This window comes from Ignisphaera sp., assembly GCA_038831005.1.
Taxonomy (GTDB): Archaea; Thermoproteota; Thermoprotei_A; order Sulfolobales; family Ignisphaeraceae; genus Ignisphaera.
Genome location: JAWBKZ010000001.1, coordinates 272,901 through 297,378 on the forward strand (window position 1 = coordinate 272,901; position 24,478 = coordinate 297,378).

Genomic DNA, 24,478 nt, shown 5'->3' on the forward strand with positions numbered 1-24,478 from the left:
GCTTTGCTATTACTGGTGAACTATATATAATTTGTTTATGTATAATTAATCATGATGCTTTCGACTTAGCATCTAGATTTAGACTCTAATATTTGTATCATAAAGTAGTATATTGTGATACTGGAAGAATATCATGATACATGAGATAAAACAAAATAAATAGCCATATAGATATGTATTCAGTAGCCTATTTTTGATGAAATTATTGCTGAATATATGTAGAGCCTTCTAGATATTTAAGCTAAGATCATTACCTTATGTACTAGATATCTAAATACCTTAAGGTATAGTACTCTGGAAACAGCTACAGAGGTGTATTCATTATGGCGATAATTTTAGAGCTTAAGGTTATACCGATAGGTACAAGTACAACAAGCTTAAGTAGCTATATAGCTAGAGTTGTAGAATCTATAGCTAGAAAAGGTTACAGCTATATCCTGGGACCTATGGGTACTGTCATAGAAATTAACACCTTAGATGAAGTTTCATTAATTGTTGAAGATGTTGTTAAATGTATGAGGGAACAAGGTGTTGATCGTGTTCTAATACATGTGTATATAGATGTTAGATTCGATAAAGATATGAAACCTTTAGATAAGGTGAAAAGTGTTGAAGAAAAGTTGAAAGTATAGTCAAGGTTATCTTTGCTAGAAATATAAACTCAGAAGAAATCATATTGTTATCTAGATGTCTAGATGATGTATGCTAGGCCGGATCTGATTGGTGAAGAATCACCGCCCCCTACTGACTCTATATATTTCATTAACTTTTTCTAGTGTACCAAGTTCAATAAGTTTGGCTAGAGCTATTTCAAGGTACCTTCTCTCTGGTTCAAATCCATACCACTTTCTAAATAGCTCGACTATATCTTCTAGAGTCCATATGTCTTTACCATGCTTCATATACTCTTCTTCTATAGCTACTTTAGCGAATTGTTGGTAATCTGATGTTCTTGACCATGGAAACTGGAACCATACGAAACTCTTAGTCTCTATAAACGTGTAGTCTGGTTTCAGAGGAGAGGTAGCAGCTTTCCATATAAGTGTTGCTGTTTTTACTTCATCTGCTCTCCATATGTTCTTGATGATATCTCTAGCTTTTGCTAGATGGAGACCTGTAGCGGAAATTTCTTCAACGGCTAGAGCTCTATATCCATTCAAATCGATATTGTATTCAAATACAACCTCGATACTGAGGTTTTTAACGATATCAGCTATACACATTTCTATACTTGAACTTCTAGAGAAACATCTCACTAGATCAGCTAGATAACTTTCTCCAACTGTTCTTTTAGTTTCTCTCCATCTAATTGGTATAACGATAAGCCTATTTATATCGAGGAGATCGCAGATAATTCTAGATACAACAATACCACCTCTACCGATAGCTACAACTACATCAGGTAGATAGCCACTAGACTTTACTTTATCGGTAAGCCTTATACTCCAATCAACAACTTCATTCCATGAAACATGTTTAACGGGATAGATAACCAAAGACTGGTCCCCTGGAACAGTATCTATGTTGGTTAATCAGATGGGTAGAGTATATTAAGCTTAGGATCTGATGGAAACAGTGTTTCTGTACATTATATAGTATTCGTAGTAGAATAGATATGGAGTGATATTTATGTGTTATGATTATTTACTATTGAATTGATATCTCAGAAAGATGGACCTTACTTTAGAAATTTTGCTTAACATAATGAAGGTATCGTTGGTAGAAGTTATAGAAAGCTATTGTATGATTGTCTATTGGAAGTCTCTATAGTTGTGTGTTTATTGGTTGTGTCAGCAGATGAGTATTTAATGTTCAGCGTACTCTATGAATGAATCTGGTGAGTAGTTGTGGTTGTAGGTTTTGTTAATGGTAATATATACCTATCTCTTAAGCCTCTTAAGAAGGTTAAAGCTATAGTTGTTGATGGTGAAAGAGTTCTCTATGCGGGTGATAATGTTGTTGCAGAAAGTATTGTGAAGCTCTTTGGAGGAGATATTGTTGATCTCAAAGGTAGAACTGTTATTCCAGGGTTCATAGATTCCCATATTCATCTCGATGGAGTTGGTATTTATTTATCTATGCTAGATCTTCGTGGAGTTAAAAGTATAAGCGAGTTAAAAGAGAGACTCAAAGAGTATTCTAAGAAAGTTGAAACTGTCTGGATACTCGGTTTTGGGTGGGATCAAGAGTTATTTGAGGAGAAGAGATGGCCAACTAGATGGGATATAGATGAGGTTGTTAGCAATAGACCTGTTATGTTGATGAGGATATGTATGCATACAGCTGTACTCAATACGAGAGCTATGGAGATAACAGGTGTCTCGAATATTGTTTCACCTAATGTTGTAAGAAATGAAAAGGGAGTTCCAACAGGTATTGTTAGAGAAGAGGTACTAGAGATTGCTAGAGAGAAGATTAGCGAATCTCTATCTGTTGAGGACTATAAGAGGTATATACTTGAAGCAGCTAAATACATAGCTTCACAAGGTGTTACAACAGTAGGTTTTGTTGGATGTAATGCGAAAGCTTTAAGAGCATTAATTGAGCTCTGGTCTGAGAATAGACTTCCAATAAGGGTTAGAGTCTATCTAGATCCAGGTAAATCATGGGAAGTGCTAGATCTTCTTAAAGGCATTGGTCTAAAGAAAGGATTTGGTAATACATATCTAAAGATAATGGGCGTAAAGATTTTTGTTGATGGAAGTCTGGGTGCTAGAACAGCATGGCTATCAAAGCCATATGAAGATGATCCATCTACATGTGGTTCTCCTGTAATCAATTCTAGAGATCTTAAAACGCTCGCTAAAAAGGTTCACGACATGGGTCTCCAGCTAGCTGTACATGGTATAGGGGATAAAGCCATAGACATTATTCTAGATATGTACAGAGAACTCAAAGATGTTGATAAGTATAAACACAGGATAGAGCATGCATCACTACTTAGAAGAGACCAGATAGAGGAAATAGCTAGATTAAGAATAGCTCTAGCAGTTCAACCCCACTTCACAATATCCGATTGGTGGGCCAAGCAGAGGCTAGGTAGCGAAAGGATAAAGTGGCTCTATCCCTTCAGATCACTACTCGAAAAGAACATACCAATGGGTTTTGGAACAGATAGCCCTGTAGAACCTATAAATCCATGGCAATCAATCTATGCGGCAGTAACAAGAGGAAAATACGAGAACATACCACATTACAAGGATACAGAAGACCAGAGACTATCTATAGAAGAGGCTCTCTATCTATACACATGGGGATCAGCATACATTATGCATGAAGAAAATAATCTAGGAACACTCGATGTAGGTAAGTTAGCAGACTTCATAGTGATCAATAGAGATCCTCTATCAATAGATGAAAAAGAGCTTAAAGATATAAAGGTACTCGAAACCTATATTGGAGGAAAACGTATCTGGGGTCATTAAACCTCTATAGATAACAATTAGTGAAATCCATAGGATTAGATAGTTAATTAATTGAACTAGAAACACACTCAACAAGTGCAGTATTGCCATGAATATCAACAGTCAATAGAGTTACAGACATACCATTGATAATTGATCTAGATCCCCATTTTCTGTAACTCTATAAAGCATTGATAATGTTGTTAGAACTCTTGCATATCGATCCTCAATCCTAAGCATTAATAGTAGATACAAAAATAGATGAACTAGCACCTAAACCTAAAGCTCATTATCTTTAGAGATATGTACTAGATGAATGTTCCTGTAGGTGCTGAAGTTTGTACACGTCTTAACAATTCATCGTACTTTATGTAAGCTATTAACAAGATGATACCAATTAATATACCTCCAAGTATGAATCCTATAATCATCCATATGAATGTTTTCTCTTTAGCTCTTCTATACTCTCCATCTTCAACAAGAGATATGATCTCTTTACAATTAACATATATAATGATATCTATTACTCCAAAGACTAAAGGTATTATTCCCACTATGACAATTAACGTTACAACACCTACGATAATCATGATTATGCCGAAGATAAGTGCCAATATACTAGCAATCCTAACTAAACTAATTATGCTTTCAGCTTCTGGAGGTGTTTGAATGGTTGATGGTGTACTCATTTCCCCCCTACCTTACTCCCATACTAAACATATTATGTTTAGTATATATAAATGTAATCGAGGTTCTTAAGCCTCAACTCTACATAAATACTCAAAAACCCTAGAGGTTAGGATATTTAGATCAGGTGAAAGAGGTAGAGAGGGAAGGAATGATTAATTTAGATAATTAAGGAATTCAACATCTATAGAGGGATCATGTTACTTATCTTAACGATCTTGATCAAAACCTTTAGATATAATCCTATATTCGAGGTTATTATCCAACCATTATTAAGATTCAGTTTTAGTCTTATTCACGTGTATTGTTTATTAATCCCTATTTCCTTAGCCATATCTATTCATTCTCTTGTTTTAATTACCTCGAGTCGATACTTCATTACAGGTTTAACCCGATTTCAGTATCTAGTCCATGGATATGAACTCTTCTGTTGACAATATTGGAATATAATAACTACCAATAGGTCAGTAATTCCTAGATAATATTAATATATTCTATGTCCATACTAGTTATCAGAACCTTGTGATGTTTAGCGTTATTGACATATATATGTCTAGATCTCTTCCAAGCAGTCATCCCACTATCACAATACTCTTGGTTTCAATCATTATTCTTGATTCGCTAGTAAATGGTGATTAAGCTAGTTCTGCTGAAGTAAATAGTAATTGAATCTATTACCATGAAGAGCAATATTGTGCGAGTAGCTGTTAAAGCTGTTCTATGTGTACGATAAGTATTTCCAGCATCTATGCTTTGTCTAATCATTATGTTTATGGACGTAGTGGAGTCTCTTAGGATAGTGTTAGCCATATAGTACCATGAAGCCTGTAGCAAATGCTGTAGTATCAATAAAGCTAAAAACATGTTGAATAAAAGCTTGCTGAAATATAGGTGCAAATCCGTCTACAATAGGCCATTATATAACAGATATAACTATTTTTAAGCTAAGGCTTAAACTAATCATGATCAATACTCTTTGAGGATCCTAATCTGATCTCAGGATACTTTATTTATTATTATATAGAGTAGAATTGATCTAGAGAAAAGTCTTGTAAGAAAAGCGGCTATAGCTACACCGTATGTATCCATAGCTAGTAAAGAACCTATACCGAGGTATAGTATTGTATCAAGAATGGTGCTCGATACCGCTTCAATATCTATAGCTATTGTAGATGTACGAGTATCGTCACAAAACTGTTATCTGTACCCTAGAGCTATATTTGATCCGAATGCTACAATGTTAATAGCCGTTGTTTCTGCATGCCCTATACCATCAGCGAAATCTCTAGAGGTGTTTTAACGAGTAAGGAGAATATGGGATTTTGTAGTCTCATAGATTATGAATAGAGTAGATGCTGTACCCACAGAAACCGTAAATAGCTTAGAAATAGTTTCACCAACCTTATCGTAAGCTTTAGCTCTTACGTGTTGTGAAAGTATAGCTAGATTTGTATCACTAAGCTCAATAAGTAGTGAATTTAGGACGAAAAGCAAAGGTTATGTCTCTCTACGAATTGCAGAAGCATATGAACTGTATCTGCTTAAACAATAGGTATCAGCTATATTATGTATAAACATAACTTAGTAAGCATTAGGGAAAGCCTTAAATGAAGCATGGTCAATAGTATAGCCTAAAACAAATAGACTCTATATATCTTTCTGCACTAGATGATACTGTGGAGTGCATCTCCTTGGAATCATTACATCTATTGGTCATTGATATGGTAGTATTATCTTAAAATTTTACTTACTGATCATGATGCATTTTGGTTTTCATTCTGATGAATCACTGTATTACGGCAGTCTAAAGGATTTTATATTGTATTTCGTGTAGCTCACCATGAAGATGTCTACAATATTTTGAGCTAGTTATTATGTAGAGAATCCTCTATAATAGTAACAGTCTTAGTGTATATAGTAATTATTGAATTGATCGATATTTGTATATTCTGTTATTCAAAGTTTTATTCTAGTTGTAGTTTTTATCACAGAATCTTTCTGTTCATTAAGGAGTCTCTCCACATTTTCCCTCGCTATAGCTGTTGTTGTTCCTGGTTCTGTGACACATATAGCTCCTACAGCTTGCGCATAAGTCAATATCTCTACGAGTTCATCATATCCAATACTGTTTATGTAGTCTTCGTCTAGCCTATTCTTAACTAGCTCTATCAATTTGTATAGAAATCCCGCTTGAAAAGCATCACCAGCACCTGTAGGATCTACAGCATTTACTTTAAACGCTCTTTGATACAATACATAGCCGTCTTTAGCTATATATGCTCCTTTTTCACCATCTGTTACGATAACCATCTTAACGCCTCTCTCAAGAATATTTCTAATATTGGTATAGATATCTTCTGTACCAAAGATATTCTTAAGCTCGTATCTACTGCAGTGAAGTATATCCACGTACTTTAGTGATTCTAAGAGAAAACCCCAATCCTCTTTACCATAGGGTTTAGCTACACCAATATCAATAAAGGTTACCGCATCAATATCTTTAGCGATACTTAAAACAGTTGATAAGTGTGTATCTATATCACCTAGAAGTCCTGGTGCTATATGGAGTAATCTCGGTTTAACTTCCACAATATAGTTGATAACGTCTTCTAGAGGTAGATACATGCTTGCACCAACTTCTGCATGAAATCTCCTATCCTCTCCATCAACTACCAGTATAATGTTCTTATTAGATCCTACTCTACTGATTTTGAAGAGTTTTAGATTTAGAGAAAAATTCCTCAAATTCTCTTCGATAAATTTACCGCAAAAATCTTCACCAATTGCAGACACAATGTATATGTCTGATGGTTTGTAGCCAAGCTTGACTAGATCTATAGAGATATTGCATGGATGTCCTCCAATCGATATCGTTATACCTTTATCTAGATACACAATATCTCCTGGTTTACTTAGATAAGGAGTAACTAGAATGATATCACATATAGATGCTCCTATAAACATTAGTTTCATCACTTGGTTTTCACCTTATCACTAAGAGTTAGCTGATAATATAAAATATATTCAGATTATTGATAGATTATAACTGGATTGAATCATAGATACTTGTTTCTGTGTTCAGTATGGATAAACTTAATATCCTCTAAATGATTTGCGATATATAGTGATATTTGTTAAAAACATATAATGATCTCTACATCTAGATAATCTCTATGGTGTTTAACTAGTGGATATTAGAGCGATTAAGATTAGGGTTATAGGTATTGTTCAAGGTGTTGGTTTTAGACCTTTTGTCTACAGACTTGCTAACGAGCTTAATCTGAAGGGATATGTTGTCAATCTTGGTGGAAGTGAAGTCGAGATCCACTTGGAGGGGAGCTCTAGTGATATAGAGGAATTCATAGATAGATTGTATCGAGAAAAACCTCCATATGCAAGAATAGTGAACATGTATATAGAGGAGGTTGTTCCCCAGGGATATAGAGAATTCATTATTAGTGAAAGCCGTTCAAAACCAGAGATCAGGAGTATGATCCCACCAGATATAGCTATATGTAGCAACTGTATTGAAGAGATACTTGATCCTGGATCGAGATTCTATAGATATCCATGGAACAGTTGTGTATGGTGTGGACCCAGGTTCTCGATGATGTTCAATCTCCCATACGATAGAGTTAATACATCAATGAATAGCTTCAAAATGTGTGAAAAGTGTTTGAAGAGCTATAGAGATCCAGCTGATGTTAGGAGATTCCATGGGCAGGGGATAAGCTGTCCTGTTTGTGGTCCTAGGACATATATCTATACATCCTCTAGAGAAAGAATAGATGTTGATGATCCGGTTCTATTTATAGCTAGAAAGATTCTCGAAGGAGCTATAGTGGCTATCAAAGGTGTTGGTGGATACCATATAGCTTGTCTAGCTTCTAGAGACGATGTTGTTGCAGAACTTAGAAACAGAAAGAAGAGGCTCTATAAACCTTTTGCATTGATGGCTAGAGATATAGCTGTTGCTGAAAAGATAGCGGTAATTGATCAAAAAGCTATAGAGCTTCTACAATCTCCACAGAGACCTATAGTCATTCTACCTAAAAGAGAACCTTCACCTGTTTCAGAACTTATTGCACCAGGTCTATCAACCATAGGTGTAATGCTTCCTTACACAGGTCTACAGATTCTGCTTCTAAACGAAATCCCAGATGGATTTCTGGTGATGACTAGTGGCAATATTCATGGAGAACCTATGTGTATGGATCTGGAGTGTGTTCTAGATAAACTTAGAGATGTTGTAGATTATGTGGTTGAGCATGAGAGAGCTATAGTCCATAGAGTCGATGATAGTGTTGTAAGGTTTACATATGGGGAACCTGTGTTCCTTAGGAGGGGTAGAGGATATGCTCCAGAATGGATAGAGGTAGCTATAATCATACCTGATTCTGTAGCTGTTGGTGCAGATCTACAAACAGCTGGAGCTATAGGATTCGAGAATAAGGTTATTTTAACGCAATTCATAGGCGATGTAGATGATCCTGTAGCACTCTACGACCTAGAGAAAGAGCTTCTATGGTTTGTTAAAAACTATAGAATAGAGCCTAAAGCTATAGCAATGGATATGCATCCTCAGTACTATAGTAGAAGGGTAGCTAAAGAGTTATCAGATATGTTTGGTGTACCTACTATAGAGGTACAGCATCACCATGCACACATAGTTTCTGTTCTAGGAGAATATGGTGTACATCCAGAAGATAATGTCGTTGGTATAGCTATAGATGGTACTGGTTACGGAACAGATGGAGGTATATGGGGAGGAGAGATCCTCATCACAAACTACAGCAACTTCAAGAGAGTTGGTTCTCTCAAGCCGTTTACACTACCTGGTGGAGATACTGCAGCCATCTATACTGTTAAACCACTGGTAGCATTAATGGCTTCATCTGGTTTAAGATACGAAGAGATTGTAGATATTGTTAAAAAACTTGATCTATCTTCAGCTCTTCCATATGGTTTCAAAGAACTTGAGTTGATATATGTAATGTCTAGAGGAGGTAGAGGTGTTGTTACAACCAGTATGGGTAGAACTCTCGATGCTTTTTCAGCTCTCCTAAAGATATGCACAAAGAGAACATATGAAGGTGAGCCACCAATGAGACTCGAAGCTTTAGCTGATAGAGGTAGTAGGTACCTTGATTATGAGCCTCGCATCACTCTTTACAATAATCTCTATATTGTTGATGCAGGAGACCTTATTCTATGGGTTCTAGAGAATATGGATAGATATAGGAGAGAAGATATAGCTATAACGATACTGAGGGGATTGGGTAAAGGTCTAGGAATGATAGCTTTAAACGCTTTAAAAGGTCTTAGAAATACTCAACAACTTGTAGCTCTAGGTGGTGGCGCCGCTGTAAATACCTATATTGTGCAAGGTGTTAAAGAAGTTCTTAGAGAAGAGGATGTAGCTGTGGTTCTACCCAAAAGAATTCCACCAGGTGATGGAGGTATAGCTCTAGGACAGATACTTGTAGCATCCTTTAGGTTGGTGAGCTATGAATAGAGAACAAGATCTCTCGATGAATTTCCTTAGAGCTATAAAGAATATAGAGAATATATTTAGATCGAATACAGTATTAGCTAGAGCTCTTATAGACAAGATGAATATTTTTGCTAGAGATCTAGTGGAAAGATTTGATGAAAACACCAAGATCAAGATAATGAACTTCTGTGGAACACATGAATGGACTGTTACACATTTCGGTATAAGGAGTCTGGTACCTAAATCAATAGAACTTGTGGCAGGTCCAGGATGCCCTGTTTGTGTAACTCCATCAATGTATATCGAGAAAGCTGTAGAGCTAGCATTAGATGATGTCGTGGTGTACACCTATGGCGATACCTATAGACTTAGATTGCTCAAGCCTGTTAGAGGTGCATCATCACTTAGTGAAGCTAGAGCTTTAGGAGCTTCTGTAAAGATCGTTACAAGTCTTGTTGAAGCTGTTATCGATTCTAAAACACATGGCAAAGACTCGTTATTCATAGGCATAGGTTTTGAGACTATTGCATCAGGATATGCTAAACTGATACTGAATAAAGCTTTACCCAAGAATCTGAAGTTCATGAGTTTAGTAAAGCTAACGCCACCAGCCATGATATACACTATAGAGGTTCATAGAGAGGAGAACCCAATAAAAGGTATTATAGCTCCTGGTCATGTGTCAACAATAATTGGTGGTAAGGCATGGAGATATGTATCTGATGTTCTTGGTATACCTATTGTAGTATCTGGTTTCGAACCTATAGATGTTCTTGCATCAATTGCAGAGATACTTAAGCAGTTGACTAGAGGTGAAGCTAGAACAGTTATAGAGTATACAAGAGCTGTGACATGGGAAGGAGATAAGGTGGCTCAGAAGATGATTGCAGATGTCTACGACATAGTTGATGATGTTTGGAGAGGTATAGGCATTATACCCAAGAGCGGATTAAGACTTAAAGATAGGTTTAAGGTGTATGATGCTTTTACAGAGTATGGAGTAGAGGATGCAGGATCTGTTGTAGAAGAACATGATCTTGTGCCTGGATGTAGATGTGGAGACATAGTATTAGGCAGGGCTGTACCTACACAATGTCCACTATTCATGAAGAGCTGTACACCATCAAGACCAATAGGGCCCTGTATGGTGTCTATAGAAGGTACATGCGCTATATGGGCTAGATTTGGTGTAGGTGGTATAGCTGATGATATTGCAAAAGATCTTGGTCTATATATCTAAAGCTTGTTAACTATTGATGAGATATAGATTTGGTGAAGATCATGTGTTGGGGAACACCAGCAGTTGTTGTTTATGTAGATGAAGAATCTATGACAGCTAAAGTGGATTTTGGTGATGGTATGTTGAGGGACGTGGTTATAGGTGTAGCTAGTGAGAGGATCAGTAGAGGGGATATAGTTCTAGTTCATGCTGGTGTAATTATATCGAAGCTTAGTGCTGAAGGTGTTTTAGAGCATATAGCTTTCCTTAGGGAAGTTCTAGGAGAGGAGTTTAGTGAATCGTATGTAGAGATATATAGGAATATAGTTAGATTAGCTGAAGAATTGAAGAAGTAGGTAGAAGAGATATGGATAGAATTACACTAGCACATGGATCAGGTGGTGTAGAGACATTTGAATTATTAGCTAAGCTGTTATTTAAACGTATACCAGAGAACCTTAAGAGAGTTGGAGAAGGTTTCGGTATAGATGTTCTAGATGATGGAGCCTCTATACCTCTTCCGAACAGTAAACATCTAGTAATATCTATGGACTCCTACACCGTAAACCCACCGTTCTTTCCTGGTGGAGATATAGGTGCTCTAGCAGCTTGTGGATCTATAAACGATGTGGTTATGATGGGTGGAAAACCTTTAGCTGTTATGGATTCTATTGTTGTTGAAGAGGGTTTTCCTATAGAAGATCTCGAGAAAATAGTAAATTCGTTTACATCTATACTCATCAACGAAGATGTCGCTCTAATTGGTGGAGACTTCAAGGTTATGCCCAAAGGGCATCTAGACAGAATCGTTATAACTACGCTAGCTATAGGTATAGCTGATAGAGTTATAGTGGATAGACCTAGACCAGGTGATAAAATAGTTGTAAGTAGCTATATAGGTGATCACGGTGCAACAATAACTCTTCTACAGATGGGTTTAAGAGATAAGATCGAGGAGTTCGATAAAGGTGTGCTGAAAAGCGATGTAAAACCCTTAACCAGAATAGTTCTTCCACTTCTCCAGAAATACGGAGAATACATCACAGCTGCTAGAGATCCAACAAGAGGTGGATTAGCAGGTACTCTAAACGAATGGGTAACTAGAACAGGTCTCGTAGCCATTATAGATGAGAAAAGCATACCTATTAGAGATAGTGTTAAAAGATATACAGAGATGTTGGGTATAGATCCCCTATATCTAGCAAGCGAAGGTGTAGCAGTCTTCTCCATACATTCATCTATAGCCGAAGAATTCATAGAACACCTAAGAAGTTTAGGAGCAGAAGAAGCAAAAATAATAGGTGAATTTAAATCAAGCGAAAGATACAGAGGATACGTAATTGCTAAAACATCTATAGGTGGATATAGAGTAATTGAACCACCAAGAGGAGAAATAACCCCAAGAATATGCTAAACATACATTATCGCAAATAAACTCCATAAACACAGCAACTCTTACATCGATATGCTCTATTACACTATGTATGGTAGAAGCTAGAGACTCAATATAAACAGTACTTGATCTATATAGCCATACCATAGAGTTACAAAACATCACAATCTAAAGCTCTAGATATACCCAAAGCAAATGAACTGTCTTAGACAAGCACATCAGTTCCTCAAAACCTGTACCTACTAGATAGAGACGCGATAACGAGCACTAAAGTTAGAAGAACTGTGAAACCCACTAGAATACCTGGCTCAGATATGGGAATAGGTTTGTCTGTAGAACCAATAAAACCATACTCAATACCTATACTCGATACACCGAGCACTACATAGGTATATGTATTGGAATCAACTGTAACTTCAACATAATCATGAACACTAGGTCTCCTTCTAGTTCGGACATAAGTTAATCCACTAAACTCTATATCTCCTTGTAGATTCATTAAAAAATTTCTCGGTATACAAAGCTCAAGACCAAGAATATTATTGGAATATCTAGTACCGATAGATGTACTAATAGTTCTATCTACATTATTTACATATACCCTGATACTAACATGCCATGTACCCCACCACCATAGTAAGTACCTAACAGATATCGTGTTGTCATCTAAGCTTATATTAAACCATCCATATCTATATGTTGCCGGATTTGTGATGTTTGTGTATATATAGATATTTGTCTGATCTATGTAGAGTCTCATAGTATCTATATCATCTGAAGAACCAGTTACATCGTCTCTCCATATTATTTGGCATATTCTTGGATAACCTGTTTGGTTACAACATAACCAGACTGTTCTAGATACTGATGGTGCATAACATCCTCTTCCAGCTGGAGATACCCACAACTCTCCAGAATTGTTTACCCAGTTAATCCAATCGTCATCGTTTCCATCTATTCCTAGAGAAACTGATTGCGAATATACTGATGTAGCTAGTAGAGAAATCAGGACTACTATAAGCGATAGCGTACATGTTTTAGCATACATAGATGAACAACACCTACAAAACACTTCCCAATATACGGTATATAAACCATTAGAACCATTGTTATTGTGCACTAGATATTGATGAAAGCTATTGAATTGATTTGAACATAAGTAACAGTAAAACACACTACAAATATACTTCATCAACAACACGGCTAGAGAATCCAGCGAATCTAACACGATAAAAGGTACAGTTAATCTCTAGTAATACATCTATGTAGACTATGTACATAGAAGCTTATTATTCTTCATCGATAACCATAAACTATTGTGGTAACACTATGAGAGAAGAGAAGCTACTTGTAGTTGCATCACCATTTCCTATAGCTGGTGGCGGCTTACGTGCATTAAGATCTGTAAATGAATATTCGAGATATTTCAATGTACATCTATATCTACCATATGGTTCTGGAAGATATCAAAATATCGGTAGATTTCTCGGTAACTTAGTAAGATCTGGTATATCTATTGCTGGTTTATCTAGATTGCCTAAGATAGTTAGCCATATAGATAGGGTTCTTAGTGGAAGAGTCTCTAAAGTATTGATTGAACAGATGTATACCTTTATCGCTAAATCAAAATTTTTGTGTGGGATAAATATGAATGCGTTATTTCGCTGCATGAGGTTATAGACTCTGTTTATGCTAGCTATACCTTAAGCAAGTTATTCAATACGTCAGCAATCTGTTTACTACAGTTGCCATCATTCTATGAATCTAAATAGAGATTGAGCAACATAATGAAGCCGCATATTGTCAATAGTAGTTCAACTCTTATGGAGAAAACATACAATATCATCTAATTTAGTTGAACTACTATCGACAATAGGAACTATCGCGGAATATAATGTAGTTAACACCTACATGAAGAAAGTATACAGTCATATTTCTACATAGATACGACGTGATTATGATTGTCGTTAGGTCTATACCATACGAAATGGGTAGCGAATGGATCGACAAGATATACGCTTTAGATCCAGGGGTATCGATAGATGATGAAGATCTAGAAATTATAAACAAAATCAGGAGTATGGTTGCTTGATGTGAATTATAGAATCATCTGCAGCCTGCTTCTGTATATGTCTTCACGAAATTCTCTACAATATTAATATCTAATTTATTTGATTATGAGGATATAGATATGTATGTAATAGAGATAGAGTCTAGTGTTTAACTTATTCTGTTGTATAGTGTAGATTTAACTGAATTTAGTATTATGATAGAGTTTGTAAATCCTTTGATCTTGATGACTAGAGTGGTATTTTCGTGTTGATCATAGGGATTACTGAAGATTTCGGGATACAGTTGGAGGTGGTCTTGATGAACATTGTTTGGTGATTAAAGTTTTTGAACTATTTTAATCGCCATCCTGATATATCGTTAGCGCATATGGTGCCAGATATTATTGCTGCTTCTATTCCTCCGCCGGGGAATGTTGATGCACCTACTAGGTATAGTCCTCTTATTGGTGTTTTGAAGTATGGTCTATGTGTATGTATGGATTGATCGAATGCATATATAGCTCCTTCGGGCATTGATGTGTATCTTTCGAATGTTTTAGGTGTAGCAGCATCTATAACAACTATGTGGTTGGATATTCCTGGAATAATTTTCTCGATCTTCTGTAGAATTTCTCTGGTTTTTTCTATCTTTTTCTCTCTGTATTCTTTTGTTTCTCTATCTGGAAAATCTGTATAGCTAGCCGATGTCATTACAGTTATACTGTTCATACCTCTTGGTGCGAGAAGTGAATCGGCATTCGAGTTTATCACTACTTCGTATCCTTCATCTAGATTCTTTATGAGTATGGGGTAGCCTGATAGATCTAGGTCTACACCTATAAAAAGCATGAAACATGATGGAAACATCTTTAGGTTCTCTACATAGTCTATGAAATCTTTATCCAGATTCTCTCTACCCACGAGTTCTAGAAACGTTGTTTTAGCATTAACATTTGACACAACTATAGAGCTTCTATAGATCCTACCTCTAGCTACAACACCCCTCGCTTCTCTATTCTCAATCACTATTTTGTCTACTCTATGGTTTGTTAAAACTCTACCACCGTATCTCTCGATAACTTTACTCAAATTCTCTACAAAATTCTGTGCACCTTTCCTAGGGAAATAGCCTCCGTAGAGATAATAGGATATACATGCAGTTAAAGCACTTGCTGCAGAAACGTTATGGGGATCTACACCAAGGTAAGATACTAACGAGTTTATCAATGTCTTCAGATCCTCATCTCTGAAATACTCGTCAAGTATCTCTTTAAATGTCTTATTCATCCAGTCATAGAAATGTGGATGATCTTTAGGATAATCTACAAGCTTCTTAACACCGAACACTCTCGCTATAAGTTGTGGTGGTAGTGGTGCTCCATAGATATGTGTATCGCTGTAGCACTCCATATAGGCTTTCTCAGCATCTTCAAAAAATCTCTCTATATTTTTCTTCTCTTCTGGAAAAATCTCTACAAGTTTTCTAGGGAATTGATCTAGAGCTTCAACATCTATCGACATACTTTTGTAGATGTATCTCACACTGTTCTTTACAAACAGTTCATCTTTATCTAAACCAAGTCTATCGAGAAGAATTTTGGTTGGACCTCTATTCCAAAGCCCACTAATATCAGCAACACCTGTATTGAACACAAATTCTCTTCTCTTAAAAGAGGAGCAGTAGCCACCAATCTGGTGATGTTGTTCCAATACAAGAACTCTATAGCCTTTTCTAGCTAGTAGAGCTCCACATGCTAGTCCACCAACACCAGCACCAACAACTATAACATCATACTCATCTTTCCTATTGGGCTCAACCCTCCATTCAAATGATTTATATGGATCAACATATCTCTTCCTAACAATATGTTCAGGTAGTTTGATTGGGAGAACAATAGATACTGCTATCCCTAAACTAATCAATATGTTTGATGAAATAGTGTTGTAAGGATGCTTAAACACGAGGTATAGAGCTGAACTACGCGCAAAAATTAATGTCCATATAAACGTCAATACATTATTAACATATACAAAAACTTTTTCTTTCCAGTAACTCTCTGGCCAATCTACTTTAGATACCTTGAACGTATAGGGAGAGCCTATAGCTATAGAGACTATAGTCATTACAGCTAGAGCTAGATATCCTATAAAACCACTATAGCTAATAAAGAGATCCATACCAAGTGCATATGTAGCTATAGAAGCTGCACCAAAATACATTACTGTGAATACATCCGAGAAATGGATAGTTCTTCTCTGAATCAAGGCACAGACGATAGAGATAATGAAAGAGACGGCAATACTGTAGCTGTACCCTAATCCACTTAAACTCCAGTAGATTATCCATGGTATGAAGAACACCATTATATCGAGATAACCTGAATAACCCAAGATCCTACACCTTATTGTCTGAATCTAGTTTTTGAACTTTAGTAACTTATCTCTAATCCTCATGTACTCAATAAGCTTATCGTCAATGGATAGAGCTCTAAGTAGTTCAGGATCTTCATTTAACGATACAAGATAATCTTCTACACCACTAGCATGAGATAGCGAGCTTCTTAACCTCTTCTCTAACTTGATCAATCCAGTCTTCTCTAACTCTTTAGCAGCATTAACTACGTCATCATAACTAGGTACCTCATTCTTTAACGTAGTATTCATACCCTCTATCTCCATACATATCTCTATCAACCATAGACGTCTATAGAGATAGAGTACCCTGAGAATGTCGCCCATAATCTTTTCTACTCCTTTTTCTGAATCCAAAATAGCAGTTATATCCAATGATATCTACCTCATACACTATACTTACTTAACACAATTATTATTTGTTCATCATGTGCATGTCCTCATTATGAGCTACACACTTTATGTAAGACTTTTTTTGTATAGGTCTTTGCCATAATTCAGTATCCATGGAGAGTAGCTAGAGAACACTAATTAGTGAGCCATGATCAAAACACGTTATGATGAATTCTTTGAACATTAATCAAGATTAGAGAGTATTGTCGTGAAGGTTCTTCTACATTGTATTGGTTAATTAATTTCTAGAGAATTAAATCGAGGCTATGCTAATGTTAAAACCAGAGAATGATGTAGCTCTAATTGTGTAGAGATGACTTATTTATATATGATGTTCAGTTATTTGTGGTACTGTGTAGCTTGTTCGTGTGGAGATGATCTAGCTCTAATTATCTCCAGCTAGTTAGGATTAGTTTATGTCGATTCAATAGGTTTATAAGTGTGTGCTTAACATAGGGCTCTAGATGAATGTGCTACATTTGTTAGGATTGGCGAAGCTTATGGTGTCTATAGATTCATCTACATTAATTCACTACAGCTTGGTATTTATAACATCATTTTTACCTATAGCTGAAGTTAGAGGAGGTATTCCGTTAGCATTATATTACTTTTATAACGATTCCTCTAGATTAGTAGGGGGTATAGCTGTAGCTATTGTAGCTAATCTTCTTATAGCGCCCTTCGTTCTCTATATACTCAGATACATAGATTCATTCATTAGACATTCACGTATTGTTCCAGAAACAGTTAGAAAGATCTATCTATGGATACTCAAGCATTCTGAGAATAGAGGTAGAAAGATTAAGAGATATGATATACCTGCACTTGCAACTTTTGTTGCTATACCTTTTCCAGTTACAGGTGCTTGGACTGGCTCATTGATAGCTTTCCTCATAGGTATGGATAGAAAACGTGCATTAATAGCTATAGAGGTAGGAGTATTAATAGCATCGTTAATAGTGTTATCGATATGTCTGCTAGGTCTAGAGGTACTGAAAAGAATATTCTTTATATCATAGAGACTATGGCATAAAAATACTTCTCTATTGAGTTGTAGAAAGCTAGATACCTATAATCTAAGACAAGTATATCTTAGACTTTGTAGGAACTTTTGAATCTCTATTCAACGGAATAACACATGTACTATAGTTCATACTGAAGGTGTAGAGATTGTTTAAATATGGTTATAGATAGAAAAGCTACATATGGTGATGAGTATTCAGGGTGGTAGTAGTATTTAAGGTTTTGAGTCTAGACTGATTACAGTATTCTTCTCTATATCTTAGGTTTAGATGCATCTAAATTTATTAACTAGTGTTGATTTGGGTTAACAGTGACGCTACAGGATTTGGTGATATTGAGTGTTAAAGCATTGTGGAAAATGTTGTGGAAGAGAGATGTTTGATAGTGAATGCGATATAGTTGTGGCAGTTGTTGGTCAACCTAATGTGGGAAAATCTACGTTATTTAATGTTTTGACAGGAGGTATGGAGAGAGTTGGGAATTTTCCTGGTACAACTGTTGAGATGAATGTAGGTAGAAAGAGGTATAGAGGTAAATCTATATGTTTTGTTGATTTGCCAGGGATATACAGTTTGAAAGCTGTGTCTATTGATGAGAAGATTGCTAGAGACTTTATAGTCTTTGGTTATTGGGATGTGGTTCTAGTTCTAGTTGATTTGACGAGTGGTGTAGAGGGGCTGTATCTAGCTATACAAATTCTCCAGTTAACTAATAGAGCTGTTATTGCTTTAACTAAATGGGATATAGTTGAAAAACATATGTCTATCGATATAGAGAAGATAGGTAGACTTCTTCAAGTGCCTGTAGTACCTATATCAGCATTAAAGAAGATAGGTATTAAGGAACTTCTTGACAGTATAGTGAATGTTGTAGAGCATGGAAAAGAGATGTTGCAGGGATTGCGTATAGATTATGGTTTGTTTGAACAATACCTAAATAGTATAACTGTAAGCATTGCATCTGTTCTTAAGGATGCTAGGATCAATTCTAGAGGTTTAGCTATATTGATAGCTATGGGTAATACAGATATTTGTGATAAGCTTGGCTTAAGCTCTTTATGTTCTACTCTAACAGATGTAGAGAGATCTATTAGCTTAAGTGCTGTAGAATATTTTGCTAATAGAATCTATGAGTATATCAGAGAGAATTTCTCAGACACTATTAACATCACGAGCATTAGATCTCTTGAAGAAGGTACTATCTACAGAGCTATCTATAGAGTCTTTCAGAATCCTTTCCTAGGTTTTGTATCAACATTCATGATACTCTTTTCAGCAATACTTCTAGCCTTTTCTATAAACACAGGCTTCCCTATAACACTGGTTTTCGAGTCAATAGGTATGGAGAATATAGCTGAAATATTAGAGACATACACTATCTCTGGAATAATAGCACAGATTTTTGAGTATCTAAAGAACACAGTATATGTGAATATATCTCCATTTAATCCAGCTATAGCTAATCTGCTTGCTTATGGTGTTATCGAAGGTGTTGGTGTTGTAGTATCGTTTATACCATTGATATTGATAACATTAGTGATTCTGTCTATTATAGAGGATTCTGGGCTAGGGCCACTAATGGCGCTATCTATACATAGTTTCTTCGCTAGATTCGGTTTAAGTGGTAGAGCTATATATCCTCTATTCATTTCACTTGGATGCAATGTACCCGGCGTTATATCGTCTAGAGCAGCACTAGATAACATTGAAAGACTAGAGATCATTGCATCATCATCTTTTATACCATGTCAAGCAAGATTAGTGGTTATGATAGCTATAGTTGGTTATCTCTTTCCAGGAAACCCAGTTCTTCAATCACTAACAGTTATCGGTATATATCTCGGTGGAATCTTTCTATATCTATTCACAGCAAAAGTGTTTAGAAGAGGATTATTTAAGTCATCAACACCTCCAGAACTAGTTCTAGAGATACCTAGAATAATACGTAAACCGAATGCTAAAGTTGTTTGGTGGAATAGTTGGGTACTAACAAAACACTTTATCGTTAGAGCTGGAACAGTTCTTATACTGGTCATCACAATTGTATGGTTCTCAATAAATTACGGTCCTAGAGGATATGTAGAAGATCCAATACATAGTTATGCATTCCATATAGGTAGGTACATAGGGAACGCTATAGCACCTCTCTACAATTTAAACGAAGATGCGAGTTGGAAGATAGGATTCACCATATTGACAGGTTTTATAGCTAAAGAAAACCTACTAGCAACACTAGTTGTTTTAACAGAAGCTGAAGAACATTATATAGCTCTTCAATCACTCAATCTATCGATTCCACAAGGTATAGCATTACTCGTTTTATTCATGTACTATATACCATGTGTAGCAACAGTTAGTGCGATATATAGCGAAAGTAAGAGTCTAAAATTCACTGTACTTGTCACAACATATATCGTCATCACAGCACTAATGTTATCCCTAATAGTATACATGATTGCCAACATCATATTACATTAGCTCTATTATATCATATACATTATATCGCTTTAGAGAAATCATTGGAGGAACTGTTATGGAGAACGTGTATACAACTACACTATACAATTATGAAGCGTTTCCAAGACCAAGGTATCTTGAAATACCTCAGTTATTAATAGAGATTAAACAGTTATGTTGAAGATAAGGATATACTTGCTCCAGCAGTAGCATTGATTTTTGCCAATAGCTTTGCATTAAAAGAACTTACTCTAGATAGAGTGTTCAACTTGAGACATAGACAGTTGTAGAGCATGATTTTATATAGATAGTACTTGAGATAAATAATCTGAAACTCTACTATAGATCAGTTAATAGTGTTGTAAGAGCATTAGAAGAAACTAGCGTTAATCTAGGCGAGAGTAAATCGATAGCACTACCCAAAGAAGAGTGGTTACGGTAAAACAAAATTAGCTAGAACTATAATAAAGCTCGTACTGATAACTGATGGTAAAATGATTTTCGAAGGTGTTGATATATCTAAGCTGAAGAGAGAAGCAATTAATGATACTGTATCTAAGGTATGTAGGGGTTGTTCATCTCTATGGAGCAATACTGCTTCACGATTATTAGATCAATTCTTGAAGAACCTATGAAGATACATAAAGTTGCATCAGATGATAGAAGGAGAATAATAGAGGTAGCGAGAGAGGTAGGATTAACACCTCCAGAAGATTTTCTTAACAAATATCCACATATGTTGAGTTATGGTCAGCTATAAAGAATGACAATTGCTAGAGATCTTGATCTACATCTAATCTAAAGCTTATAGTTGCCGATGGACATGCATCAATGCCTGGTGTTTTGATTAGGATAGAGATTCTAACACTATTCGTAATCTACAAAAAGGATGGATATGTTGTAGCAAGTATTGTCACAATATACATAACCCATGACTTTGCTATAACAAAAATATTTACCAGATAGTATAGCCATAATATCTGCTAATCAAATTGATGAGCTAGATAATTCGAGAGACATCATCACCAATCCACTACATCCATTATACTCACCCCAATAGATGAGTAATCCGACTACGATCATCAAAACAGATTCATATTCAAAAGATGTTGCCCAGGAAGCTCCAATCTACTTAGTCAGCCCATTAGCTGGTTGCAGACCAAGCTATACACATACTCTAGATATATGTAGAATTTATACATGGTCTCTCTACATGTATCCCTTAAGAAGATGAAAAGGTCTAGAACATTATCAGATACTGTTTGATCTATTCCAGAGAGTCTACATATCGATTGTTATTTACTATCTGTCTTTCTCAGTATTTATTTAGTTTGAATTGAGTTTTATGAAAGCTTTTATTTTCAAGTGCTTGCAGTAGCTTTTGAACTATTTAGGTGATATATTTGATTAGGGTAGAGGATGTTGTTATTGATGGTAGAGAGTCTAAGATTCCTCTCAGAATATATATACCTATTGAGAGAAAAACCAAAGGTATTGTTGTATACTATCACTGGGGAGGTTTTGTTTCTGGAGGAATTGGGGAATCAGATGCTGAATGCAGGTTTATCAGTAGTCTCTGTGAATGTACTGTTGTTTCTGTTGGTTACAGACTTGCACCAAGATATAGATTTCCAGCAGCTGTTGTAGATTGTTTTGATGCACTTAAATGGGTTTATGAACATGCTGAAGAACTTGGTGGAGATAGAGACTCTATATGTGTCATGGGTGTTAGTGCTGGGGGCAATCTAGCTGCTATCGTAAGTATACTGGCTAGAGATAGCGGTATAAAGCTGAAGTGTCAAGCTCTAGTACTACCGGTTATAGGCTTCGACATCTATTCAGAATCAGCTAGAATCTATGGAGAGAAGGGGAATCCACTAGATATGGACTCTATAATAGACTTTACAACAAAATATCTAGGAGATCTAAAAGAAGCCTTCAATCCCCTCTTCACACCAATACTATCGAATTTAAGCAATCTACCACCAGCGCTAGTAATAACAGCTGAAAAAGATGCTTTACGAGATCAAGGAGAGATGTATGCAAAACGATTAAGAGACTTCAAGGTACCAGTAATATCGATAAGGCTCAACGGCATTGGGCATATGCTTGATGAAAGATATGGAAAATTTGTGAACATAATAGTTGCAGCATATCTAAAAGAAATGCTCTCTCAGTAGCCAATGTGTAGCACATTGATTATCTGTAGATGTATCTATGTTGTTTAATCAATATGTTCGACCTAATTAACTCAATAGATCTAAGCATCGTTAAACATATTACGTCTCTCCTAATGTATCTTCATTTACGTTAAGTACCTCTATAGCGAACAATGTCTCATTAACATGATCACTATTTCAAAATAATTACCTATTATGCTATAGACCTATCTATATAATCATGGTTATGAAGACCACAGATCTATAGCTAAGAAAAGTATTACATAAAACATGTGAAGAATTGATGAAGCAATTCTACTGAATAGTAAGAATAGTAGGTAGAGAAATACCTAACTTAACGAGAATAGAGGAAATGATACAGTAATTATTCAAAACATACACCAAACTTTATATCTATTGCCATGAATGGTAGGGCCTTATTCTAGATTTTTTTAAGGAGGCTATATAGGGTATTAACGGCGCTATCGCTATTGCTATAGTAAGTAATGCTATACCTAGAACTAATCTCCACAACGAATGGTTATAAGAAACTCTACTCTCTCTGGATCTCTGTGTCTGGACATCAAGATTAGGTGTATACTTTCTAGTTGAAGCATTATTTTCTGAATATGTCTCCTTATCTAGACTCATTCATATCGCCTTAAAAGTTCTTGGAGAATTATTTAAACAGTATTATTATTTAAGTACTGTTTCTTGTCTTGATTACCGCATAATATTTATGGAACCCAGGCTATGGGTATTGCGTATTCATCTACTGAACATGGTGTTACGGATTGAATGTTTATTTCTTCGAGTCGGTAATGTTTCGAAACCGTAGCGATTTACTTCATCAGTTCTTGACAAGTAACCATAGAAGCTGTATGTGATGTCTACCTTCCTCGATATAAAGAATCTGTTATAGTAGGACACCTCAAGCATATCGAAGATAGAGAAAAAATCAAGATTTGAGATTCATCACGTAGAGCAAGTAGCTCTAATTAAGAATGGCACCGAATCACTCGTACGTCAAGAAGAGAATGAATGTAGACGCTACAGAGATGTAACCATGAAGAGCTTGATGATTCTGTTCAGAAAACTTATTGAAAGAGATATAGAAATAAGTGAAAGAGTGTTAGAGCAAAGACCTACACAAATAATTGGAGTTCATGTAATAGACCTTATATATCGTTCCCTGAAGTACTGGTACAGCAACTATATACCGTTAGCTGACAAGGTTAAGCTATCAATTATACGTGGCAAAACTATGCATAGAGATATAGCCAGAATATTGAATGAGATGAACAGATGTACAGATTCAGATGAAAGCAAGTCTATAGAGAGAATAGATATAGAGAAGAAGTTGATGAAACCTTACTTAGTGAACCGAACTGTGTTTATAGTGTTTATAGTTGAAGGGAGAGCTAATGCTATTGTAAGGTATAAAGACTATAGAAAAGAGTCTACTTCTTCACATAAACATCATGAAGATCAGTTGAATGTACTTAAGCATATCTGGTTAAGATAATGTTAGTAGAGAAATAGTTTATGTATATGAAGGAAAAGATAGGAATGCAATTTGACTCAGTACACATAGACCAACGTTTTACTGATGACGAGATAGTGGCTGAACTCAAGAAGCTTCTAGATGTAGCTAAAGGTGAGATAGATCCAAACACAAAATGTTATGCACAATATGATTGGGAGTGTAAATACTGCTACTTTAGATACTTATGTCCCTCTAGTTGTCAAGAACATAAATCACGGAAGCCTTGAACTAGATAATCATA

At 35.8% G+C, this 24,478-nt stretch carries 24 protein-coding genes; 16 read left to right on the plus strand and 8 right to left on the minus strand.

The genetic code is table 11. The features are described 5' to 3' along the window. Nucleotides 1-323 precede the first annotated feature (323 nt). Nucleotides 324-632 carry an MTH1187 family thiamine-binding protein gene (locus QXK50_01345; GenBank protein ID MEM2007809.1) on the plus strand — a complete coding sequence of 103 codons (309 nt, stop codon included), beginning with the start codon at nucleotides 324-326 and terminating at the stop codon, nucleotides 630-632. Between the two features lie 99 nt (nucleotides 633-731). On the opposite strand, the gene QXK50_01350 is transcribed toward QXK50_01345, so the two are convergent. Beyond that, nucleotides 732-1,496, minus strand: coding sequence for a phosphoribosyltransferase family protein (locus tag QXK50_01350; GenBank protein ID MEM2007810.1), 765 nt, complete (start codon nucleotides 1,494-1,496; stop codon nucleotides 732-734). Between the two features lie 351 nt (nucleotides 1,497-1,847). Here QXK50_01350 and QXK50_01355 point away from each other — a divergent pair, with 351 nt between their 5' ends. Beyond that, complete coding sequence (locus QXK50_01355; protein ID MEM2007811.1) at nucleotides 1,848-3,425, plus strand: amidohydrolase; 1,578 nt, start codon at nucleotides 1,848-1,850, stop codon at nucleotides 3,423-3,425. A gap of 287 nt (nucleotides 3,426-3,712) precedes the next feature. On the opposite strand, the gene QXK50_01360 is transcribed toward QXK50_01355, so the two are convergent. Next, nucleotides 3,713-4,093 (minus strand): hypothetical protein, encoded by a 381-nt coding sequence (locus QXK50_01360; GenBank protein ID MEM2007812.1) that lies wholly within the window; start codon nucleotides 4,091-4,093, stop codon nucleotides 3,713-3,715. A gap of 1,130 nt (nucleotides 4,094-5,223) precedes the next feature. Here QXK50_01360 and QXK50_01365 point away from each other — a divergent pair. Next, nucleotides 5,224-5,391, plus strand: a complete 168-nt coding sequence (locus QXK50_01365) for a hypothetical protein (GenBank protein MEM2007813.1) — start codon at nucleotides 5,224-5,226, stop codon at nucleotides 5,389-5,391. On the opposite strand, the gene QXK50_01370 is transcribed toward QXK50_01365, so the two are convergent. Both QXK50_01370 and QXK50_01375 read right to left on the minus strand, forming a co-directional pair. After that, complete coding sequence (locus QXK50_01370; GenBank protein ID MEM2007814.1) at nucleotides 5,388-5,585, minus strand: hypothetical protein; 198 nt, start codon at nucleotides 5,583-5,585, stop codon at nucleotides 5,388-5,390. The genes QXK50_01365 and QXK50_01370 overlap by 4 nt on opposite strands. A gap of 462 nt (nucleotides 5,586-6,047) precedes the next feature. Continuing rightward, complete coding sequence (locus tag QXK50_01375) at nucleotides 6,048-7,064, minus strand: carbohydrate kinase family protein (protein ID MEM2007815.1); 1,017 nt, start codon at nucleotides 7,062-7,064, stop codon at nucleotides 6,048-6,050. Between the two features lie 214 nt (nucleotides 7,065-7,278). On the opposite strand from QXK50_01375, the gene hypF reads away from it, so the two are divergent. From hypF to hypE, 4 genes are read left to right on the plus strand one after another with little or no spacing between them, the layout of a single operon-like run. Continuing rightward, on the plus strand, nucleotides 7,279-9,606 hold the full coding sequence (gene hypF / locus QXK50_01380; protein ID MEM2007816.1) for a carbamoyltransferase HypF: 2,328 nt from the start codon (nucleotides 7,279-7,281) through the stop codon (nucleotides 9,604-9,606). Then, a complete protein-coding gene (hypD, locus tag QXK50_01385) occupies nucleotides 9,599-10,825 on the plus strand; it encodes a hydrogenase formation protein HypD (GenBank protein ID MEM2007817.1) in 1,227 nt (408 codons plus the stop codon). The genes hypF and hypD overlap by 8 nt, the downstream gene beginning before the upstream one ends. 41 nt (nucleotides 10,826-10,866) lie before the next feature. Further along, nucleotides 10,867-11,160 (plus strand): HypC/HybG/HupF family hydrogenase formation chaperone, encoded by a 294-nt coding sequence (locus QXK50_01390; protein ID MEM2007818.1) that lies wholly within the window; start codon nucleotides 10,867-10,869, stop codon nucleotides 11,158-11,160. Nucleotides 11,161-11,171: 11 nt separating this feature from the next. Continuing rightward, nucleotides 11,172-12,218 carry a hydrogenase expression/formation protein HypE gene (gene hypE, locus QXK50_01395; protein MEM2007819.1) on the plus strand — a complete coding sequence of 349 codons (1,047 nt, stop codon included), beginning with the start codon at nucleotides 11,172-11,174 and terminating at the stop codon, nucleotides 12,216-12,218. 205 nt (nucleotides 12,219-12,423) lie between these two features. Here the strand turns inward: hypE and QXK50_01400 are convergent, their stop codons facing one another. Next, nucleotides 12,424-13,245, minus strand: coding sequence for a hypothetical protein (locus QXK50_01400; GenBank protein ID MEM2007820.1), 822 nt, complete (start codon nucleotides 13,243-13,245; stop codon nucleotides 12,424-12,426). Nucleotides 13,246-13,526: 281 nt separating this feature from the next. On the opposite strand from QXK50_01400, the gene QXK50_01405 reads away from it, so the two are divergent. After that, nucleotides 13,527-13,877 carry a hypothetical protein gene (locus tag QXK50_01405; GenBank protein MEM2007821.1) on the plus strand — a complete coding sequence of 117 codons (351 nt, stop codon included), beginning with the start codon at nucleotides 13,527-13,529 and terminating at the stop codon, nucleotides 13,875-13,877. 277 nt (nucleotides 13,878-14,154) lie between these two features. Further along, on the plus strand, nucleotides 14,155-14,289 hold the full coding sequence (locus tag QXK50_01410) for a hypothetical protein (GenBank protein ID MEM2007822.1): 135 nt from the start codon (nucleotides 14,155-14,157) through the stop codon (nucleotides 14,287-14,289). 310 nt (nucleotides 14,290-14,599) lie between these two features. Here the strand turns inward: QXK50_01410 and QXK50_01415 are convergent, their stop codons facing one another. Next, nucleotides 14,600-16,639: an NAD(P)/FAD-dependent oxidoreductase gene (locus tag QXK50_01415; protein ID MEM2007823.1), complete on the minus strand. Its 2,040-nt coding sequence runs from the start codon at nucleotides 16,637-16,639 to the stop codon at nucleotides 14,600-14,602. 24 nt (nucleotides 16,640-16,663) lie between these two features. Then, nucleotides 16,664-17,035, minus strand: a complete 372-nt coding sequence (locus QXK50_01420) for a hypothetical protein (protein MEM2007824.1) — start codon at nucleotides 17,033-17,035, stop codon at nucleotides 16,664-16,666. Nucleotides 17,036-17,553: 518 nt separating this feature from the next. Here QXK50_01420 and QXK50_01425 point away from each other — a divergent pair. From QXK50_01425 to QXK50_01445, 5 genes are all read left to right on the plus strand, one after another. Further along, the gene (locus QXK50_01425) at nucleotides 17,554-18,072 is read left to right on the plus strand and encodes a small multi-drug export protein (GenBank protein MEM2007825.1); all 519 of its coding nucleotides are present in this window, start codon (nucleotides 17,554-17,556) and stop codon (nucleotides 18,070-18,072) included. Nucleotides 18,073-18,414: 342 nt separating this feature from the next. Beyond that, complete coding sequence (feoB, locus tag QXK50_01430) at nucleotides 18,415-20,553, plus strand: ferrous iron transport protein B (protein MEM2007826.1); 2,139 nt, start codon at nucleotides 18,415-18,417, stop codon at nucleotides 20,551-20,553. A gap of 562 nt (nucleotides 20,554-21,115) precedes the next feature. Beyond that, a complete protein-coding gene (locus QXK50_01435) occupies nucleotides 21,116-21,292 on the plus strand; it encodes a hypothetical protein (GenBank protein MEM2007827.1) in 177 nt (58 codons plus the stop codon). A 71-nt stretch (nucleotides 21,293-21,363) separates the two neighbouring features. Next, a complete protein-coding gene (locus QXK50_01440; GenBank protein MEM2007828.1) occupies nucleotides 21,364-21,498 on the plus strand; it encodes a hypothetical protein in 135 nt (44 codons plus the stop codon). A 437-nt stretch (nucleotides 21,499-21,935) separates the two neighbouring features. Then, nucleotides 21,936-22,712, plus strand: a complete 777-nt coding sequence (locus QXK50_01445; GenBank protein ID MEM2007829.1) for an alpha/beta hydrolase — start codon at nucleotides 21,936-21,938, stop codon at nucleotides 22,710-22,712. 393 nt (nucleotides 22,713-23,105) lie between these two features. On the opposite strand, the gene QXK50_01450 is transcribed toward QXK50_01445, so the two are convergent. After that, nucleotides 23,106-23,342 carry a hypothetical protein gene (locus tag QXK50_01450; GenBank protein ID MEM2007830.1) on the minus strand — a complete coding sequence of 79 codons (237 nt, stop codon included), beginning with the start codon at nucleotides 23,340-23,342 and terminating at the stop codon, nucleotides 23,106-23,108. Nucleotides 23,343-23,757: 415 nt separating this feature from the next. Between QXK50_01450 and QXK50_01455 the strand changes: the two genes are divergently transcribed. Both QXK50_01455 and QXK50_01460 read left to right on the plus strand, forming a co-directional pair. After that, nucleotides 23,758-24,216 carry a hypothetical protein gene (locus tag QXK50_01455; GenBank protein ID MEM2007831.1) on the plus strand — a complete coding sequence of 153 codons (459 nt, stop codon included), beginning with the start codon at nucleotides 23,758-23,760 and terminating at the stop codon, nucleotides 24,214-24,216. 26 nt (nucleotides 24,217-24,242) lie between these two features. Next, the gene (locus QXK50_01460) at nucleotides 24,243-24,464 is read left to right on the plus strand and encodes a hypothetical protein (GenBank protein ID MEM2007832.1); all 222 of its coding nucleotides are present in this window, start codon (nucleotides 24,243-24,245) and stop codon (nucleotides 24,462-24,464) included. The last annotated feature ends 14 nt before the right edge of the window (nucleotides 24,465-24,478 follow it).